A 20,569-nucleotide genomic window follows, 5' to 3' on the forward strand; every position below is an offset into this window, starting at 1 on the left:
GTATGCAAAATCAAACCAGAATTATTTTTATGGGAACACCTCAATTTTCAGTTGGGATCTTACAAGCTTTAATTGATCATCCAGCTTACGATGTGGTTGCTGTATTAACACAACCTGATCGACCGGTTGGACGAAAACGAGTTTTAACCCCTACGCCAGTCAAACAGTTGGCCCTAGAAGCACAGATTCCAGTTTTTCAACCAGCTAAATTGAGCGGATCAGTGGAACAACAAGCGATGATTGATTTACACCCAGATATCATGATTACAGCGGCGTATGGTCAATTTTTACCTACTAAATTATTGCAAGCAGCTCGAATCGGAGCAATTAATGTCCATGCTTCTTTGTTACCAAAGTATCGTGGAGGTGCACCGATTCACTATGCTTTACTGAATGGTGATACTGAAACTGGGGTTTCCATTATGTACATGATTAAGGAGATGGATGCAGGTGATGTATTAGCGCAAGCCAAAATCCAAATTACTGATGATGACAATACGGGAACTTTATTTGATAAATTATCCGTTTTGGGACGTGATTTGTTGTTAAAAACACTTCCTAGTTTGATTGATGGAAGCAATGTGGCTGAACCGCAAGATGCTACCAAAGTTACTTTTTCGCCAAATGTTCAACCAGTGGAAGAGGTGTTGGATTTTTCAAAATCGGCTCGAACAATTTTTAATCAAATTCGAGGCTTATATCCATTTCCAGTTGCTCATACAACGATTAAAGGGCAGAGAACTAAAATTCAAAAATCCCATTTAGTTGACGTGAAAAGTGATTTGAAGAGTGGAACGGTGTTTAAAATGACTAAACATGATCTCTGGTTAGTAGCAGGTGATGGCAAAGTTTTGGCAATTGATGAATTACAACCAGCTGGTAAGCCTAAAATGAACGTAACTGCCTATTTAAATGGGCATGCTAATTTTACCGAAGGAGAACAAATAATTACTCATGAGTAAAGGAAATTCAAAACAGATAGCGGGCTGGGAACAAGGTAATGCCCGCGCATTAGCGGTTCGAGTTTTAGAGCGAGTTAAAGATGGTGCCTATTCAAACTTACAACTAAATCAAATTGTAAAGGCTTCTAAGTTAGAAGAAAGAGACGTGCACTTATTAACGACCATTGTTTATGGAGTAATCCAACATCGCTTAACATTGGAATATTGGCTGAAACCATTTTTGCGGGGAAATGTTGATCCATTCGTTAAAGAACTGCTCATGATTTCCGTTTATCAAATGCAATATTTAGATAAAATTCCGCAACATGCGATTTTTGATGAAGCAATTCAAGTGGCCAAGCGAAGAGGTCATGATGGTATTCGTAAATATGTCACGGGCGTGCTACATAACTTGGAAAGACAGGGATTGCCTGAAATAAAAGCACTTGAAGATCCAATTGAACGTCTTTCAATTGAAGTTTCGTTACCAACTTGGTTGTTAAAGCAATTAGCGCTTGAAGTTGGTGATGAAAAGATGAAAAAGGTGGTACATTCGATCAATAGTGCACCTGCACAGTCTGCTCGCATCAATCGGGCCGTTACTAATGTTCAACAGGTGACAGAACTTTTGCGTATCGAGGGATTTGAAGTTGAACAGTCGCCGGTTACGGCAGATGCCTTACGGCTCAATCATGGACATGTAGCTTCATCGAAAGCTTTTTCAGATGGACTACTGACATTGCAAGATGAATCAGCGATGTTGATGGTACCCAATCTGCAGCTGACACCTGAGATGAAAGTACTGGATGCTGCTGCGGCTCCAGGCGGAAAAACAACACAAATTGCTAGTTATTTAAGCGCTGAAAAAGGGGGAGTAGTTGAAGCCTTAGATATTCATCCCCACAAAATTAAATTAATCGAAGAAAATGCTAAGAGACTGCACGTTTCTGAACGAGTACACGCTCAGGAACTAGATGCTCGTAAAGTTGATACGCGTTTTGCGGATAATTATTTTGATGCGATTTTAGTTGATGCCCCTTGTTCAGGATTTGGACTATTGCGTCGTAAACCGGAAATTCGTTACGAAAAAAGTTACGCTGATAGTATTAAATTACATCAAATTCAACTTGATATTTTAAACGCCGTCGCGCCTAAATTAAAAAAAGACGGTTATTTGGTTTATGGTACTTGTACAATTTTAGAGATCGAAAATGATGCTGTTGTAAAAGAGTTTTTAGCTCAAAACTCTGATTATGAGTTGGTTGCAACCCAGGGACCACTTACTCAAAATGAGCGTTTGACAATGCAAATTTTTCCTGATGATTTTGAGTCGGATGGATTTTTCGTTGCGACGTTGCACAAAAAACAGTAATATTAATTTATATTGGAAGAAATTAGAGGAGAGGCCAAGTTATGAAAATCGCTTTTGCAACGGATCGTGGAACTGTTCGTGCTGATAATCAAGATTATGTTGATGTTTTTGTGAATCAACGTGGAGTTCAATTAGCGATCGTTGCGGATGGCGTTGGTGGCCAGAATGCTGGAGATGTTGCCGCTACCATGGCTGTTTCACATTTTGGTAATGATTGGCTCATGACTCAAATTGATACCCCTAGTGCAGCTAAGGCGTGGCTGTTAGAGCAGACGCTTCAAGAAAATAAGAATATTTTGACGACTGCTAATCGATATAAGACATTAAAAGGCATGGCGACGACGTTGGTTATAGCAGTTATTCTGCCAAGTTCTTTGGTAATATCAAACTTAGGCGATTCAAGAGCCTATCTATTACGACGTGATAGTATCTTGCAGTTGACACAAGATCATAATTTGGCCAGTGAATTATTGCGTCGAGGCGCTATTACTTCAGAAGAGGCAAAGGAACATCCAGGTCGAAATATGATTACCCGACAATTAGGGGTCAATACTGAGGCGAAACCAGATATTCAGGATATGAAAATAGAAGAAGGAGATCTTCTCTTACTTACCACAGATGGATTAGGAAAAGCACTTTCAGACTATGAAATAGTTCAAATCATCCAAGAAAGTGATAATATTTCTACAGCGGTGGCACATTTAATTGCTATAGCTAATCAAAAGGGAACGCCTGATAATGTGACGGTACTCTTGGGTATGCAGGAAGGAGATGGGGGATACTAATGCGAGTTAATGAATTAATTGCCGATCGATATCAAATTATTGAGCCTTTAGGCGAAGGTGGAATGGCAAATGTCTATCGGGCTCATGATCAATTTTTGAACCGAGATGTTTCAGTTAAATTACTTCGGTTAGATATGCGTGATAATAGCACTATCCGACAACGTTTTGAAAATGAAATAGCCGCATCAACCGAATTAGTTCATCCAAATATTATTCAAGTTTATGATTTCGGTGAATCAGATCAGTTACAGTTTTTAGTGAGTGAGTATGTGAAGGGGGAGGATCTAAAACGCTATATTGCTAGCCACCACCCTTTGACTATTACGCGAACATTAGAAATTATGGATGATGTATTAGCGGGTGTGGCAATGGCCCATAGCCATAATATTGTTCATCGTGATTTGAAGCCACAAAATATTTTAATTGATGAAAGTGGACGGGCTAAAATTACAGATTTTGGGATCGCCTTAGCACAATCTAGTCTCGGATTGACTAAGACGGATGTCGCGATTGGTTCTATTCACTATATGTCCCCAGAACAAGTTAAAGGCGGGATGGCAACTACTCGTAGCGATATTTATGCATTAGGAATTATTCTATACGAAATGTTAGTTGGCAAAGTTCCCTTTGATGCACAAGAAGCAGTTAGCGTTGCTTTAATGCACTCGACGGAACCAATGCCATTTGTGCGAGATATTGATCCTCGAATCCCACAAGCGCTTGAAAATGTAATTTTACGAGCCACCCAGAAAAATTCTATGGATCGTTATAGTTCAGTGAATGAAATGCGACAAGATTTATCGAATGTAATGTCTACTGAACGTTTAAACGAACCCCGTTTGAATTTAAATAATCAAGCAGATCAGACAACAACGGTCACTAAGATTATTCCAAGTGATGTGGTTGGAACAGTTGCTAATCAGTCTGATGTAGCAGCAGAACCAGTTTCAAGAAAAAGCAAGCCGGGACAAAATAAAGAACAATCCGGCTTAAAAACGTGGAGTAGAAAAAGACGAATTGCAACCTGGGCTGCAATTATTTTAGCTGGTGTCTTAGCACTGTTTTTAGTTGTTGGGTTAATTCCTGATAAAGTGACGATTTCTGACTTCACTGGGGATACTGAAAGCGCTGCTCGCCAATCACTTAAACAAGATGGACTAACGGTTGGCAAAGTCTATTATGTGAATAGTAAGACGGTAAAGAAGGGTTTTGTGATTAAAACGAACCCCAAGGCAGGTCAAAAAATAGAAAAAGGTGGTAAGGTTAGCCTTTATATCTCTACTGGGGTTAAGATGGTGCGTTTTGGTGACTATACGGGTGAGAAGTATTCTAAAGTAGCACAGCAACTCCGAACCAAAGGGTATAGCGTCAAAGTGGTTCGCCAGTATAATTCAGATGTCCCAGCCGGTTATATTATTGAACAAGATGTCGCGGCTGAATCCAAGGTCGATCCATCTAATACTACGGTAACCTTCACGGTATCGCGAGGACAAAAATCGTTAGTGGTACCTGATTTTAGCAACTTAAGTCAAAATGATGCTCAAAAATTGGCTAATAAAGAAGGTGTGATTGTTTCCTTCGCGCAACAAGCTTCAGATTCAGTTGATGAGAATAAAGTGATTTCACAATCAATTAAAGCTGGAACCAAAATTAAAGACGGCACAGTTGTTACAGTCACTATTTCGACGGGTGCAACACCAATTTCCGTCCCTAATTTTGTTGGTAAAAGTTTAGACGATGTTAAGAGCTGGGCTAGTAGCAATGGAGTCAAAGTTCAACCAAAGAATGATGTAACGTCGACAGAAGATAAGGGCGTTATTACTAGTCAAGATATTTCAGCTGGTGGAAGCATCAAAAAGGGGGATACGCTAACGGTGGGCGTTTCAACTGGAACCGGTAATAGTTCAAGTGGTCATGAGAGCAGTTCGTCCAATTAAGCTTAATTAAATTGGGTGCAAACTTAAAAAGATTGGATAGATCAAATGATCAGTCCAGTCTTTTTTGCTAATTTTAATTAGTAAATATTCTTTAAAGCTTTTATGATGGTGTTTCGATCATTAGTACGATAAAATTAGATAATAATAATTTTATAGAAATTTGAGGCAATTGAATGACCAATTATCATGGACAGATTCATCTATCATTAGCTGGATTTTATGATGTATTAACCGATGATGGCAAGATGATGCGCACGCGGGCACGTGGCAATTTCAGAAAAAAAGGTTTGACACCATTAGTGGGAGATTTTGTAGAATTTTCGGCTGATGCGGATCAAGATGGGTACTTACTTAAGATCGATGCCCGAAAAAATGGTCTTGTGCGACCACCAGTTGCTAATGTCGATCAAGCTATTTTAGTGACTGCCGTTAAATTACCTAATTTTTCGACAAATCTATTAGATCGGCAGTTGGTCGCCTTGGAGGAGGACGGAATCGAACCCATTATTTATTTTACGAAGACGGATTTGTTGACGGCAATAGAATTTGATGCTTTGTCAGAAATTGTAACGGGTTACCGTTTAGCAGGATATCAGGTTATTTTGCCACAATCTGCGTTTGATAAGCCAAGTTTAACTAGTTTACGAGAAATTTTAAATCAGGGCTTAAGTGTCGTGATGGGACAAACTGGGGCTGGTAAGTCAACACTATTGAATCATTTAGATCCAACATTAGCTTTGGCCACCGGAGAAGTCTCACAAGCGCTAAGTCGAGGAAAACATACAACTAGACAGGTAAGCTTAGTTGCGATGGGGCAGGGTTGGGTGGCTGATACACCTGGTTTTTCAACCTTTGAAGTCTTTAAAATGGAAGCTCGGGATCTTACAAAATATTTTCGTGAAATCAATTATTACGCTCGTAATTGTCGATTTCGGGGCTGTGTTCATTTAAATGAACCAGACTGTGCTGTTAAGGTTGCAGTAACGGCTGGTGAAATAATGCAATCAAGATATGATAACTATAAATTGTTTTATGATTTGATTGAAGGCCGTCGCCCGGTATATAATAAACATGATAAAAAACATTGATTTTGCCGAAAAGGTTTAAATTAATTTTAAATAATTTGAATTAAGTTCAGATTAAACAAGGAAATGGGGATATTATGTCAATTAAAGTAGCACCATCAATTTTAGCCGCAGATTATTTAAACTTAGAGCGTGATGTAAAGCTCGTCGAAGATGCAGGTGCAGAATACCTACATATTGATGTGATGGATGGTATGTTTGTACCATCAATATCATATGGTCCAGGTTGGGTTAAGGCATTGAAGCCTAAGACAAATATGGTTTTGGATGTGCATCTAATGGTGGAACAACCAGAACGCTATATTGATGCTTTTGTTGACGCAGGCGCAGATATTTTAGGAGTTCATTATGAAGCTACTCAACATCTACACCGGGCATTACAACAAATCAATGATCATGGTATCAAGTCAGAAGTAGTGATTAATCCAGCTACTTCAGTTACGGTGATTGAACCAATCTTGCACATGGTTGATCAAGTGTTGGTTATGACCGTTAATCCAGGTTTTGGGGGACAAAAGTTCTTGCCTGAAACCTTAGCAAAGATTACTGAGTTAGCTGAACTGAAGGCACAAAATGGCTATCACTACGATATTGAAATTGATGGTGGAGCCAATGATGAGACTACTAAATTAGCTTACGAGGCAGGCGCAACAGTTGCGGTGGCTGGATCATATGTCTATGATAAAGTTGATCCTGCTGCTAAGATTGAGCGTTTGAAAGAAGTCACTAAGTAGCGTTAACCAAAAAGAGGTGCCTTTATGCCAGAAACTAGCGTAAATAGAACGCTCATTCGATTATTAGTGGGAGGTCCCCAATCTGAATGGCCCGCTGCTCTACACCAAGGAAAAATAACCGGTCCATGGGTTGCTGCTGATCGAGGAGCTTTGTACCTTATGAAGATGGGGATAACGCCGATTTTAACGTTAGGTGATCTAGATTCGATTCACGTCGAAAAGCGTTCGGATTTTGTGCATGGGTTACCAAGCTTGATTAACAAAGAAGATCAAATTCAAACCGACACCGAGGCCATTTTACAAGAGGTTGAGCGGCGTTATCAACCACAAATGATTGAGATTTATGGTGCTACAGGCGGGCGTTTGGATCATTTGCTCAATAATATTTTTATGTTTGCTAAACCGTATTTAAGGTCCATCGCAACACATAGTCGGTTAATTGATAAGAGTAATGTAATTGATTTTTATTTACCTGGCGCATACACAATTACCAAACAACCGGGGATGCAATATTTAGGCTTTGCTGCCATTACGCCAGTGAAGGGTTTGACCTTAATTGATGAAAAATATCCATTGAATGACTGGGAAGGTCCGGTTACAATTTGGGGATCTAATGAATTTATTGGTCAAAAAAATCATTTTTCGTTTAAAACTGGTATGATAGCGGTGATTCAATCGAAGGATGCTAATTAATTCATCGCTAAAATGATGTAAAGTAATATTACTTTACACAAAGTGCTTGCATATTGTTGCGGGCTTTGATAAGATTATTTAAGTAAATTAAAGCACTGAAATAAAGAGCTTAAGATGGGAGGGTCACACCATGGCAGTTGATGCAGTCAACGGAAAGCGTACGCGCTTCGGAAACCAACGTTCACACGCCCTTAACTCAAGCCGTCGTAGCTGGAAGCCAAACTTGCAAAAGGTAACCGTTAAAATTAACGGAGCAGCACCTAAGAAAGTTTACTTATCAGCCCGTACTTTGAAGGCTGGGTTGAAGAACGGTTCAATCGAACGTGTTTAATATTCAAATAGATTATGGCTATCTAATTTAATTAGATAGCTTTTTCTTTACTTAAATTTATTTAGAAGAATAAAGGAATTGATAATATAATTTACACATTTTTAGACACTTGCGTTAAAATAGGGTAAACATTGAATTTAGTGACAATTGATAGAGCTGTCTTAAATTCTGTGATAAAATATTAATTATGGATTTTACAAGGGGGGTTTAGATATGGCAGTAAAGATTCAAACCGAACAAGGAACTGTTCAAATTGAAAACGACGTAATTGCTAAAATTGTTGGTGGTGCGGCTACTGATAATTATGGCGTGGTTGGAATGGCCAGCCAAAATCCTTTACGTGATGGAATTAACCAAGCTTTGAGTGGGGACAACTATGCTAAAGGCGTAGTTGTTCGTGAGACCGAAACTGGGATTGCAGTGGATGTTTACGTGATTGTAGGCTATGGTATGAAAATTTCAGAAATTTCAAAAAGTGTACAGGCACGTGTGAAGAATGATTTAAGTAGTATGTTGGGAATTATCGCCGATGAAGTCAATGTGATTGTCCAAGGCGTTCGTATTTTGGGTGAATAATCAGGTTATTTCGGAGGATTTGAAATTGTGGAAGTTGTAACAGAAATTACTAACGTTGAATTTGGTAAAATGATCAACGCTGCGGCCAATGCTTTACAAGACAACGCAGAAAAAATTAATAAATTAAATGTTTTCCCAGTTCCGGATGGAGACACGGGAACAAATATGACCTTGTCAATGGCTTCTGGTGCGGAATATGAGCGTGATGAAATTGATCTTCGCTTGGGTGCATTAGCAAAGGCTACTTCAAAGGGTTTGTTGATGGGTGCTCGTGGTAATTCCGGAGTTATTTTGTCGCAAATTTTTAGAGGTTTTGCCAATGCTGTTAAAGATGAAGATGTTTTGACGGCTCGAACGCTGGCTGACGGTTTAATGGGTGGAGCAGAAACGGCTTATAAAGCTGTAATGAAGCCAACCGAGGGAACTATCTTAACAGTAATTCGTGAAGCAGCTGCGGCCGCAAACCAAGCTGCAAAACAATCGGATGATGCAGTTATGGTAGCTAAGGCTGCCTATGATGCAGCGGAAACGGCGCTAGCGACTACCCCTGACTTACTTCCCGTTTTAAAAGAAGTTGGAGTGGTCGATTCAGGAGGACAAGGTTTAGTTATTGTCTTAGAAGCTTTTTATGCAGTTTTGTCTGGCCAAGAAATTAAGCATGATGCGGTTGATAATGCTGGGTTAGAGGCGATGATTAAAGAATTGCATAACGCGGGGGTTCAAGGTGAATTGAATCCTGAAAGCATTGAATTTGGTTATTGTACTGAAATGATGGTTGATCTATCAGTGGGGACGACGTACGATACTGATTTTGATTATGATCAATTTTATGCTTATTTAGCCGAGCTAGGTGATTCATTGTTAGTCATCAATGATGAAGAAGTTGTTAAAGTGCATATTCATACTGAACACCCAGGTAAAGTTTTTGAATGGGGACTAAAATATGGATCATTGCGTAAAACTAAAGTTGATAACATGCGTTATCAACAAGAAGAGGCGTCAGTAGCTGCCCAACAAACCAAGGATGCTCAAAATGATGAAGCAATTCAAGTTGACTTGGCTGTCATCGGAATTGCAGCAGGATCAGGTGTACAAAATCTATTTAAGTCATCGGGTGCTAATGTAATTATTGATAGTACTCAAGCGCCTTCAACGGCTGATATTGTTTCAGCAATTCAAGCGAGCGGAGCTAAGCAAGCCTTGGTTTTGCCAAATGATTCAAATATCTTTATGGCGGCCGATCAAGCTAAGTCGATGTTAGATATTCCTGTTGAAATTATTAAAACGCGGACCGTCCAGCAAGGATTGACGGCATTATTAGTAGGCTTTAATCCAGATGCAGAATTGACCGATAATGCCCAAAACATGACAATGGCCATCAATGATGTTAAATCTGGTTCGGTCACTACATCTGTACGTGATACTACGATTGGCGGATTAGAAATTCATGTTGGAGATGCAATTGGTCTCTTGGATGGAACTATTGTGATTGCCGAACCAGAAGGCGATATTCAAATGGCGGCACAAAAGTTAGTTGAAAAAATGCTAGATGAAGATGATGAAATTGTGACGATTATTTATGGAGCGGACGCAACAGAATCAGACGCTCAAAAATTAGCTACATTCATTGAAAAATTGGATGATGAGATGGAAGTTGAAATTCAAGCTGGAGATCAACCACTTTATCCAATTTATTTAGCTGTTGAATAATAATATTTTCCCTATAATCTTGCATTGCTCTTGAGTAATGCATTTTTTATTTAAAAGTTGTAGTTTTAGTGAAATTAATGATGTCAAGATAGTGGTGCGAAATGGGCTGTGATATAATGAAAGCAATTTAAAAGTTAAAATTATAATTAGGAGAAATAAAATGAGTTGGAAAAAAACTTACAATATCTGGTTAGAGAAAGCAGATCTTTCGGCTGATTTAAAAGCTGATTTGAAAAATATGCAAAATGATGGTGAACGCGAGGATGCTTTTTATACACCATTAAGTTTTGGAACCGCTGGAATGCGTGGGATTTTAGGTGCTGGAATTAATCGAATGAACATCTATACTGTCCGACAAGCGACAGAAGGTTTAGCACGCTTAATTGATTCTTTTGAAGATAGCGCATTAAAAAATCGTGGAGTTGCGATTTCTTATGATTCAAGACATTATTCTAGTGAATTTGCTAAGGAAGCAGGTCGTGTACTAGGAGCACATGGCATTAAAGCCTTTGTATTTGAACAATTACGTCCAACGCCAGAATTATCGTTTGCGGTTCGCCATTTAAATGCGTACGCGGGAATTATGATCACAGCATCACACAATCCGAAAAATTATAATGGATATAAGATTTACGGCGAGGATGGTGGACAAATGCCGCCGAAAGAATCAGATATTATTACAGATGCAATTCGCCAAGTTGATATGTTCAATGTGCCCGTAGCCGATTTGGATACATTAAAAAAACAAAAATTATATCAAAATTTGGGTGTTGAATTAGACCAAGCCTATCTTAAGAACATCAAAACTGTATCAATTAATCAAGAGTTGATTGATACAGTGGGCAAAGAAATGAAATTAGTCTATTCACCATTACATGGAACGGGGGGTTTAATTACGGGACAAGCACTCGAAAATGCAGGTTTTAAAAATGTTGTCATGGTACCGGAACAAAAAGAACCAAATGGTGATTTTCCAACGGTTGAATTGCCTAACCCCGAAGATCCTAAGGCGTTATCTATGGGAATTGAATTAGCGAATCAAGAAGATGCAGACGTGGTCATTGCAGTTGATCCAGACGCTGACCGGATGGGGACTGCGGTTCGGCAACCTTCTGGCGAATACGTGATGTTGACTGGGAATCAAATTGGAGCTGTTATGATGAACTATATCCTTACAGCGCAAAAGGCGGCTAATCTTTTGCCAGATAATGGTGTTTTAGTTAAGTCAATTGTTTCATCTGAATTTGCAGCTGATATCGCGGCTAGTTTCGGGATCAAAACCATTAACGTATTAACTGGTTTTAAATATATTGCAGAACAAATTAAAAATTATGAGTTAAATCATGATCACACCTTCTTATTTGGTTTTGAAGAATCTTATGGATACTTGGTAAAGCCGTTTGTGCGGGATAAAGATTCCGTACAGGCAACGGTTTTGATGGCAGAAGTTGCAGCTTACTATAAGTCAATTGGTAAAACCGTTTATGATGGGGTACAAGAATTATTTGAACAATTTGGTTATTTCATTGAAGATACCAAGGCTTTAACATTTACCGGAATAGATGGAAAGGCACAAATTGAACAATTGATTGCTAAATTTAGAAAAGAGGTTCCAACATCCTTTGGTGCATTAGATGTTGTTAGAATTGAAGACTTTGCGGCTGGAACAGATACAGATATGGTATCTGGTACAGTTCATGAAATTAAACTTCCAGCAGCTGAAGTTTTGAAATACTGGCTTTCTGATGGTTCATGGGTAGCAGTGCGACCTTCTGGAACCGAACCTAAGATCAAGTTTTATGTCGGGACCAAAGGGGCAACCAGTGAACTGGCTCGCACTCAGTTGGTTGCGATTCAAACAACCATTGAATCATACTTAAATAATTAATTACGAGCTTATATCAGCAAAAGGAGTATTATATGAACATATTTATTTGGATCGGGATTATTTTGGTATTAATTATCGCTTATGTCGTTATCTATAATGGTCTCGTGTCTGCACGGATGCATACAAAAGAGTCTTGGGCGCAAATTGATGTTCAATTAAAGCGTCGAAACGATTTAATTCCTAATTTAATTGAAACCGTGAAGGGGTATGGTAAGTACGAACAAGGAACCTTAGAAAAGGTTATTGGTCTACGGAATCAATTAATGGAGATTCCAGCTAGTGATCAGCAAGCCACTATGGAAGTTTCAAATCAATTGACATCTGCTTTAAAATCAGTTTTTGCTCTATCGGAAGCATATCCTGATTTGAAAGCAAATCAACAATATGCCAAGTTAATGGAAGAATTGACCAATACGGAGAATAAAATTGCCTATTCTCGACAATTATTTAACTCAACTACGGCTAACTATAATGCTAAAATACAAATGTTTCCCACATCTGTGGTTGCTAAAATGGGACATTTTGAGCCCTCAGTATTCTTAGAAGTCCCTAGCGAAGAAAAAGTAGCTCCTAAGGTTTCGTTTAGCGATCAAGGATTATAATTATGTTGTACGATCAGATCAATCAAAATAAGCGTAAGACGGTAATGCTGTTTATTGGATTTTTCATGTTTTTGGCAATTGTCGGGGCAGCTTTAGGTTATTTTATGTGGCGCTCCGTTTCTATGGGATTATTGATTACTTTGATTGTTGGAATTGTCTATGTGGGATATGTATATAGTCAATCTACAGATATTGTAATGCAGATGAATCATGCCCAAGAGTTACAGGGACCTGATGATGCACCAGAGTTATGGCATATTGTTGAAGATATGTCCTTGGTGGCACAAGTGCCAATGCCACGAGTTTTCATTATCAATGATCCGTCACCAAATGCTTTTGCCACTGGAAATAATCCCAATAATGCGGCTGTTGCGGCTACAACTGGAATTTTACAACGATTAAGTCGTGATGAATTAGAAGGTGTTATGGCGCATGAAATGACGCACGTTCGTAATTACGATATTCGAATTCAAACATTGGCAGTTGCCTTAACTTCGGTAATTGCGTTGCTAGCAAATTTGGGAACAAATTTTATGTTTTGGGGTGGTAGTCGACGAGATAGTGACAATAATAGTGGTAGCAATATTGTAGGAATTTTAGTATCTTTACTTGTTTTAATTTTGGCTCCCGTGATGGGAACCATTGTTCAATTGGCTATTTCACGTAATCGTGAGTATTTAGCGGATGCCGGGGCTGTGGAATTAACACGTAACCCACAAGGTCTGATTTCAGCATTACAAAAAATATCGCAAAGCGAACCCATGCAGGAAGACAATGTAGCTCCGTCTAGTGCTGGGCTTTACATCAGTAATCCTTTGAGTCGTGAAAAAATGAGTGATTTATTTGCAACTCATCCACCGATGGATCAGAGAATTGCTGCCCTTGAAAAATTATAAAAATTTTGTATACTAGATTGAATACATTTAAATATTTAGCTTAATAAAAGGATTGAAGAATGAATAATAACTTCAATCCTTTTTAATATTGTGATGTAATTAAATTTAAAACTTGAAGTTTTTGTGAATAACGTTTTTTTTCGTAAAAACATTGTATAATTTGGTAAGAAGTTTTGAAGAAAACAATAAGGATAGTGATGATATGGCTGGACGTGAAGATTACCGTAAAATTAATAAAAAAATTACAGAAGCAAAAGCTGTAAAGCCTGCGTTAGCACGCGTGGGTATGATTCGCGAAATTTTATCTTGGTTGGGAAATCCGGATAAAAGGCTTAGGATTATTCATATTGCTGGGACCAATGGTAAAGGCTCAACTGGAACAATGCTTAAAAGTGTTCTGTGTGAGAGTAAGTACCATGTGGGACATTTTTCCGCACCAGCAATTCAAGATGATTTAATGATGATTACAATTGATGGTCAGCCGATTGATCAAAAAGACGTTGTTAAAATTGTTCATGAAATTACATTCCAGATTAAAAAACATGATGGTGATTTTTCATTATTAAGCACTTTTGAATGGTGGGTCTTAATTGCGTTAGTTTACTTTGCGCAGCAAGATACGCAATTTGTGATCTTAGAAGAGGGGCCTGGTGGTAGTAATGATGTTACTAACGCCGTCCGGAGTCCATATCTGATCGCATACACCAAAATATCATTGGATAATGTTTGTTTGACTGGTTCAACTTTGCAACAAGTGGCCACGGAATATGCCAAAATCATTAAGGCAGGAAGCTTAGTTGTTAGTTATCCAGGTCAAGATTATGATGTTCAAAAAATTTTGCATGAAAAATCTCAGGCCGTCGGTGCATTTTGGAACCCATACCCACTGCCTAAAATCACGATTCTATCTAGTGCACCACGGGGGCTCTCTTTGAAAATTGATGATATCCCCAATATTCATTTACCACTAGCGGGAGCTTATCAAGCTAGTAATCTGAGTACGGTGTTGCAAATTGTGACATTTCTACAACAAAAAGGATTTCAATTGTCCACGGATAGAACCATGGCAGCATTGTCAAATGTTTCGATTACAGGGCGCATGGAGTATGTGGCGGACCGTAATATTCTTTATGATGGAGCAAGTAATTTAGATGGAATTAGTGGATTACGTGATTCAATTAAAGCGTGGCATTTACCCTTTAAGCCTGTTTTTGTTCTGGGCTTATTGGATGACCGAAATGCCCATGAGATTATTGATATTGTAGCAAGTGTTGCATCCACCATTATTGCGGTCACCCCCGAAGCTCGGGATGGTATGACGGCCGAAGCGATGGCTTCATATTGTTTGCATAATACTAATATTGATGTTGAAATTGCTGATGATCCAGGGGCTGCGGTTCAATTAGCACGCAAATATCGAGATTCATCCGATGCTTTAATTGTTGTGACTGGATCAATTTATACATTAAGAGCAATTTTTAACGAGGAAGAGGGATAGTTTTAAATGGTATTAACATCAGAACAAATAACTAATTTATTATCAGATGAAGGTTTATTGGTCGAATCACCCGCTAATGAAGGTGTCTTTCAAACAATTAGTTATAATTCTAAGCAGGTGGAAGCGGACGCACTTTTTATTGTTAAAGGCCAGTTGCCTGATGCATATTTAAGGGAAGCGTTACAAAAAGGTGCGACGGGTATTATAGCTCAGACCAGCATAGACCTTTCTGAAGTCGCAGTGCCAGTTTGGTATGTTGAAGATAGTTTGGCGGCCATGAGCATTCTAAGCATGGCTTATTATGATTATCCGCAACAAAGTTTGAATTTAATTGGGGTGACGGGAACTAAAGGTAAAACCTCAACCACTTATATGATTTATGATATTTTAAAACATGCGACGAATCATCAAATAGCACTATCGTCAACCATTAGCCAAATTACGGGACCAGCGCCTGAAAATCATTATCGCGCGCACTTAACTACCCCGGAATCATTGGATCTCTTTAAATTAATGCGCGAAGCGGTTGATAATGGTATGACGGCAATGGTGATGGAGGTTTCATCCCAAGCTTTCAAAAAACAACGTGTTTATGGATTACGCTATAATGTGGGGATTTTCTTGAATATTTCACCAGATCATGTTGGTGAGAATGAACATCCAACCTTTGAAGACTATCTCGCCCATAAAATGATGATGATTGACCATTCTGACCAAATTATATTAAATACGCAAAGTGAACATTTTTCGGAACTAATAACCCGAGCAACTGAGCTAATCCCGCGCGATGGTATTTGGTTATATGGTGAAGACCAAGAAGATGGTGTGAGACCTGATTTGGCGTTTGAGACACAATCTGCTAACTTAAGTGGTTCAAACTTTGATTTGATCGAAACAGACCAACAGGCTCACCGGTTAGCTATTCAAGGCAATTATGATTTAGATTTACCAGGAGATTTCAATGAAAGTAATGCAACCGCAGCGGCACTGGCTAGTCGATTAGTTGGTGCTGATCCTGAGGCAATTCGTGCGGGCTTAGCAGAAGTTCAAATTCCGGGTCGGATGCAGATGTTTACCACCAAAACGCATGGCACCATTTACGTTGATTATGCACACAACTATGCATCAATCGCTGCACTGTTAAAATTTGTGCGTTCAAATGAACATGTGGAGGTTTTAAGGGTAGTTGTAGGAGCACCTGGTAACAAGGGTGTTTCTCGTCGACCAGGGATTGGAAAAGCGTTGAGTGAAGGTGCAGATATCGCAATTTTAACAGCGGATGATCCGCAATTTGAAGATTCAGAGGTCATTGCGGACGAAATTCAAAAGAATATTGTGAATTCCAAAGTACAGGTATTGCGAGAAATGGACCGGAGGAATGCAATTCGGCAAGCAATCACTAATTCCAAAGAAAATGATGTTACTGTTTTGGCGGCCAAGGGTCTAGATGAATATCAAAAAATAGGTGGAATTGATACACCCTATGAAAATGACTGGAATATTGCCAAACAGGTTGTTTCTGAACTGGAAAATTAACCTAAAAATTGGTATAATGAAAGAATTGATTTTGAATTTTTATACAAAAATAACTAATAAAAACACAAGGAGATTGGCGAATGGCAAAAAAAGAACCGCTTGTAAATACATCTGAATTTGATATTGGGGATTTTGTTGAAGCCCCTGCTTTTGCTAATTTTGAGCATTCTTTTAAGGGAATTATCGAGAAAATCTATGAACATGCTTTATTAGTCATGATTACTGAAAATGATCCAGTAGATGATGCAACTGTGGTGGAATACAACCGCCGAGCTATCACCAGAATGAGCGAAACTAAGATTTTAGTTAAGACTGAAAATCCAGCACCTCGTGAACTCCCTGAAGAGGATGTTGAAGAGGATGTATCATCAGAAGAAAAAAATTAGGAGAAAAGCCGATGGATTATAAAGAAAAAATCGCAACAACATTAGTAACAGTGTTACCGGATTTGGACATTGAGACATTAAAGGCTAAAATTGAAGTACCAAAAGATTCAAGTAAAGGTGATTATGCTTTTCCAACCTTCACTTTAGCAAAGCAATTGAAAAAGGCACCTAATATGATTGCTAGTGATCTAGTGGAACAATTAGACACCAGTGCCTATCAACAGGTAGTGGCAATGGGACCTTACGTTAATTTCTTTTTGAATCCCAAAACGGCTGGTTCAAATATCTTGCAAGAAATTATTTCAAATCAAAAATACGGTCATAATACGGACGGGGAAGCCGGACATATTACAATTGATATGTCATCGCCAAATATTGCTAAGCCAATGTCAATGGGACACTTACGTTCAACTGTTATTGGAAATTCATTGGCAGAAATTTCAAAGGCAAATGGTTATCAACCAGTTAAGATTAATCATTTAGGTGATTGGGGAACGCAATTTGGTAAGTTGATTGTTGCTTATAAGCAATGGGGTTCAGAAGCTGAGGTGCGCGCCGATCCGATTAATACTTTAGTTCGTTATTACGTTGAGTTTCATGCTAAAGCTGAAAACGAGCCAGAATTAAATGATCAGGGACGGGCTTGGTTCAAAAAGCTTGAAGATGGTGATTCAGAGGCGTTAGAGTTATGGCAATGGTTTAGAGATGAATCATTAAAGGAGTTTATGGATGTTTATGACGCCTTAGATATTCAATTTGATTCATTTAATGGGGAAGCTTTCTATAATGATAAAATGGAAGCTGTGATTGAACGATTAGAAGATAAAGGTAAATTAATCGAATCACAGGGCGCTAAAGTAGTGAATTTAGATGAATACAATCTAAATGTTGCTATGATTAAGCGAACTGATGGGGCGACATTATACATGACGCGTGATTTGGCGGCGGCGACTTATCGTAAGAAGAACTATAACTTTGTAAAGTCACTTTATATTGTGGGTGGTGAACAACGTGAGCACTTCGAACAATTGAAAGCTATCTTGAAAGAGATGGGTTATGAATGGGCTGATGATATCGAACATATTTCATTTGGAATGATTACAGTCGATGGTAAAAAATTGTCAACTCGTTCAGGACGAATTATTTTGTTGAAGGATGTCTTGACGGATTCAGAGAAGTTAGCCTTGGATCAAATTAATGAAAAAAATCCCGACCTACCAAATAAAGAAGAGGTAGCCCATGAAGTTGGAACTGGGGCGGTTATTTTCCATGATTTGATGAATGAACGAACTCTTAACTTCGATTTCAAATTAGAAGATGTGGTTCGTTTTGAGGGTGATACTGGACCGTATGTTCAATATGCCAATGCCCGTGCGCACTCAATTTTACGTAAAGCCGGTAACCCCACAATTGATCCGAATAATTTAGAAATTTCTGATGAAAAAGTTTGGGAAACTGTGAAATTATTAGGAACTTTTGATGAGGTAATTCGTCGGGCTTGGCGTGATCGAGAACCATCAGTGATCGCTAAGTACGCTTTGAATTTAGCACGTACTTTTAGTAAGTACTATGCTAATTCAAAGATTCTAGTTGAAGATGATGAATTAAATGCTCGTTTAGCATTGGTCCAAGCAGTGTCAAATAATTTGACTGAGGCTCTACGGCTCTTAGGAGTTAAAGCACCTAGTGAAATGTAACGTAAAACTCACTAATATAAATAGTGTTAATAAGAGGATTAAAAGTTCTCTTGTTGGCACTATTTTTTGTTTTAAAACTCAAATGGAATTTTGACGCCGTTTGAGTTTTTTTGATCTAATTCTTATCGGGACACTGTTGAAGAGACTAGTGAAGTTACAAGATTAACTTGACTTAGATTCGAATGCGCTGTATTGTTAGAACAACATTTTTAATTATTTAGTCGTTAACGTGTTTTGCCACAGACTTGAAAAATTAACTTAAGTGGTTTTTTGTGACCGGTTTAAGTTTCTGTTGATGGCGTAAAGTAATTACTTTACGCCATTTTAATTTTCATGCGTCTACGGTACATTTACGTAGACGCATATTTTATTTTTTGGGGGATAGCAATCGTGCTAGAGCATTTTTTTGAATTATCGGAGAACCATACAACCGTTCGAACAGAAGTCACCGCGGGCTTGACCACTTTTGTGGCAATGGCATATATTATTTTCTTGAATCCAGCAGTGTTATCAATGACAGGGATGCCTTCACAAGGTGTTTTCCTAGCCACGATTCTCACAATTATTACGGGAACGTTAATTACGGGGCTGTTTGCCAATTTGCCGTATGCAATTGGGCCTTCTATTGGAATGCAAGCGATGTTTACGTATACGATTGTTTTTGGATTAGGCTTTACGTGGCAACAAGCACTAGGGATGGTGTTCTTAGTAGGATTAGTAGATGTTATTATTACTTTGACTAAATTACGTTCAGCAATTGTGAAAGCAATTCCTATTTCTTTAAAGCATGCGATTGCTGCTGGAATTGGAATGTTTATTGCATATATTGGTTTAAAAAATGCCGGCTTTATTAATTTCATTGTTGGTGGGGAGAGTATATTAAGTCTCAATAATAGACCATTTCAGGCGGGTCAAGGAGCAAAGGCAATTGATACGTTAATTGCTGGTGGTGGGACAACCCCTTCATTAGCTACGTTTAGTAGTGCCCCAGTATTATTGGCATTGATTGGATTCATTATTATTGTTATTTTGGTGATTAAAAAGGTACGAGGTGCCTATCTGATTACGGTTTTAATCACAACTATGATTGGAATTCCGATGGGTGTGACAAATATGCACATTGATGTACATAACTCTTTTGTTACGACTTTTCATGATTTTGGAACTGTTTTTGGAGCAGCCTTGGGTAAGGATGGTCTATGGTCAATGTTTACGTCCCCAAAACAAATTTTGGTGGTCATCTTAACTGTCTTTTCAATGGGATTGTCAGGTTTGTTTGATGCGATTGGAACATTTATTGGAACTGGATTAACTACTGGTATTTTCTCTAAACAGGATCAAAAGGAGTTTGAAGAAGCAAAAGGCTTTAAGTCTAAAATGGATCGTGGTTTAGTAGCGGATACTTTTGCAACAATGTTGGCAGGAGTCTACGGAACATCAAATACGACCACATTTATTGAGTCCGCTTCAGGAATTAATGCTGGTGGTCGAACTGGGTTAACCTCAGTTATTGTTGCCGTTGGCTTCCTCTTGTCTATTATTGCTGCGCCGCTTGTCGGAGTCATTCCTTCAGCAGCAACAGCTCCAATTTTGATTATTGTGGGTATTTCAATGATGAATGAGTTTAAGGCGATTGATTGGAATGATTTGGAAGTAGCAATCCCCGCCTTCTTTACTTCGGCATTTATGGCTTTATCATATTCAATTTCTTATGGAATTGCTGCCGGCTTTATTTTCTATATAATTGTTAAATTAGCTAAAAAGAAAGCATATGAAATTACGCCAGTCTTATGGATTATTGCGGTGTTATTTCTGCTTAATTTTATTTCGCTTGCAATCTAAATTTAGAATGATAAAAATAGGGTATCTATCTTAGGTACGCTATTTTTATTTAGTCTTATC

The 20,569-nt window shown here is 38.5% G+C and carries 18 protein-coding genes; all 18 read left to right on the top strand.

Translation table 11 applies throughout. The features are described 5' to 3' along the window. Positions 1-2: 2 nt before the first annotated feature. The 18 genes from fmt to G7084_RS04620 all read left to right on the top strand — a co-directional run bounded on the left by fmt (position 3) and on the right by G7084_RS04620 (position 20,509). Positions 3-962 (top strand): methionyl-tRNA formyltransferase, encoded by a 960-nt coding sequence (gene fmt, locus G7084_RS04535; RefSeq protein ID WP_166010444.1) that lies wholly within the window; start codon positions 3-5, stop codon positions 960-962. Next, positions 955-2,313 carry a 16S rRNA (cytosine(967)-C(5))-methyltransferase RsmB gene (gene rsmB, locus G7084_RS04540; RefSeq protein WP_166010446.1) on the top strand — a complete coding sequence of 453 codons (1,359 nt, stop codon included), beginning with the start codon at positions 955-957 and terminating at the stop codon, positions 2,311-2,313. Before fmt ends, rsmB begins: the two co-directional genes overlap by 8 nt. A gap of 41 nt (positions 2,314-2,354) precedes the next feature. Then, the gene (locus G7084_RS04545; protein WP_166010449.1) at positions 2,355-3,098 is read left to right on the top strand and encodes a Stp1/IreP family PP2C-type Ser/Thr phosphatase; all 744 of its coding nucleotides are present in this window, start codon (positions 2,355-2,357) and stop codon (positions 3,096-3,098) included. Further along, a complete protein-coding gene (gene pknB / locus G7084_RS04550) occupies positions 3,098-5,035 on the top strand; it encodes a Stk1 family PASTA domain-containing Ser/Thr kinase (protein WP_166010451.1) in 1,938 nt (645 codons plus the stop codon). Before G7084_RS04545 ends, pknB begins: the two co-directional genes overlap by 1 nt. Positions 5,036-5,208: 173 nt before the next feature. Beyond that, positions 5,209-6,123 (top strand): ribosome small subunit-dependent GTPase A, encoded by a 915-nt coding sequence (rsgA, locus tag G7084_RS04555; protein WP_166010453.1) that lies wholly within the window; start codon positions 5,209-5,211, stop codon positions 6,121-6,123. 74 nt (positions 6,124-6,197) lie between these two features. Beyond that, a complete protein-coding gene (rpe, locus tag G7084_RS04560) occupies positions 6,198-6,854 on the top strand; it encodes a ribulose-phosphate 3-epimerase (RefSeq protein WP_166010455.1) in 657 nt (218 codons plus the stop codon). A 24-nt stretch (positions 6,855-6,878) separates the two neighbouring features. Beyond that, positions 6,879-7,547: a thiamine diphosphokinase gene (locus tag G7084_RS04565; RefSeq protein ID WP_166010457.1), complete on the top strand. Its 669-nt coding sequence runs from the start codon at positions 6,879-6,881 to the stop codon at positions 7,545-7,547. Positions 7,548-7,677: 130 nt separating this feature from the next. After that, positions 7,678-7,878, top strand: coding sequence for a 50S ribosomal protein L28 (rpmB, locus tag G7084_RS04570; protein ID WP_006845517.1), 201 nt, complete (start codon positions 7,678-7,680; stop codon positions 7,876-7,878). A gap of 213 nt (positions 7,879-8,091) precedes the next feature. After that, a complete protein-coding gene (locus tag G7084_RS04575) occupies positions 8,092-8,454 on the top strand; it encodes an Asp23/Gls24 family envelope stress response protein (RefSeq protein WP_006845516.1) in 363 nt (120 codons plus the stop codon). Between the two features lie 27 nt (positions 8,455-8,481). Beyond that, positions 8,482-10,164 carry a DAK2 domain-containing protein gene (locus G7084_RS04580; protein WP_166010459.1) on the top strand — a complete coding sequence of 561 codons (1,683 nt, stop codon included), beginning with the start codon at positions 8,482-8,484 and terminating at the stop codon, positions 10,162-10,164. Positions 10,165-10,324: 160 nt separating this feature from the next. Beyond that, positions 10,325-12,052, top strand: coding sequence for a phospho-sugar mutase (locus G7084_RS04585; RefSeq protein WP_166010461.1), 1,728 nt, complete (start codon positions 10,325-10,327; stop codon positions 12,050-12,052). Positions 12,053-12,084: 32 nt separating this feature from the next. Beyond that, a complete protein-coding gene (locus tag G7084_RS04590; protein ID WP_166010463.1) occupies positions 12,085-12,654 on the top strand; it encodes a LemA family protein in 570 nt (189 codons plus the stop codon). Positions 12,655-12,656: 2 nt separating this feature from the next. Further along, positions 12,657-13,550 carry a zinc metalloprotease HtpX gene (gene htpX / locus G7084_RS04595; RefSeq protein WP_166010465.1) on the top strand — a complete coding sequence of 298 codons (894 nt, stop codon included), beginning with the start codon at positions 12,657-12,659 and terminating at the stop codon, positions 13,548-13,550. Positions 13,551-13,752: 202 nt separating this feature from the next. Continuing rightward, positions 13,753-15,048 carry a bifunctional folylpolyglutamate synthase/dihydrofolate synthase gene (locus G7084_RS04600; RefSeq protein WP_166010467.1) on the top strand — a complete coding sequence of 432 codons (1,296 nt, stop codon included), beginning with the start codon at positions 13,753-13,755 and terminating at the stop codon, positions 15,046-15,048. A 6-nt stretch (positions 15,049-15,054) separates the two neighbouring features. Beyond that, positions 15,055-16,584, top strand: coding sequence for a UDP-N-acetylmuramyl-tripeptide synthetase (gene murE, locus G7084_RS04605; RefSeq protein ID WP_166010469.1), 1,530 nt, complete (start codon positions 15,055-15,057; stop codon positions 16,582-16,584). A gap of 80 nt (positions 16,585-16,664) precedes the next feature. Beyond that, a complete protein-coding gene (locus G7084_RS04610) occupies positions 16,665-16,970 on the top strand; it encodes a hypothetical protein (protein WP_166010471.1) in 306 nt (101 codons plus the stop codon). An 11-nt stretch (positions 16,971-16,981) separates the two neighbouring features. After that, positions 16,982-18,667: an arginine--tRNA ligase gene (argS, locus tag G7084_RS04615; RefSeq protein WP_166010473.1), complete on the top strand. Its 1,686-nt coding sequence runs from the start codon at positions 16,982-16,984 to the stop codon at positions 18,665-18,667. A gap of 390 nt (positions 18,668-19,057) precedes the next feature. Beyond that, positions 19,058-20,509, top strand: coding sequence for an NCS2 family permease (locus tag G7084_RS04620; RefSeq protein ID WP_166010475.1), 1,452 nt, complete (start codon positions 19,058-19,060; stop codon positions 20,507-20,509). The last annotated feature ends 60 nt before the right edge of the window (positions 20,510-20,569 follow it).

Origin of the sequence: Weissella coleopterorum (genome assembly GCF_011304355.1) — a bacterium.
Classification (GTDB): domain Bacteria; phylum Bacillota; class Bacilli; order Lactobacillales; family Lactobacillaceae; genus Weissella; species Weissella coleopterorum.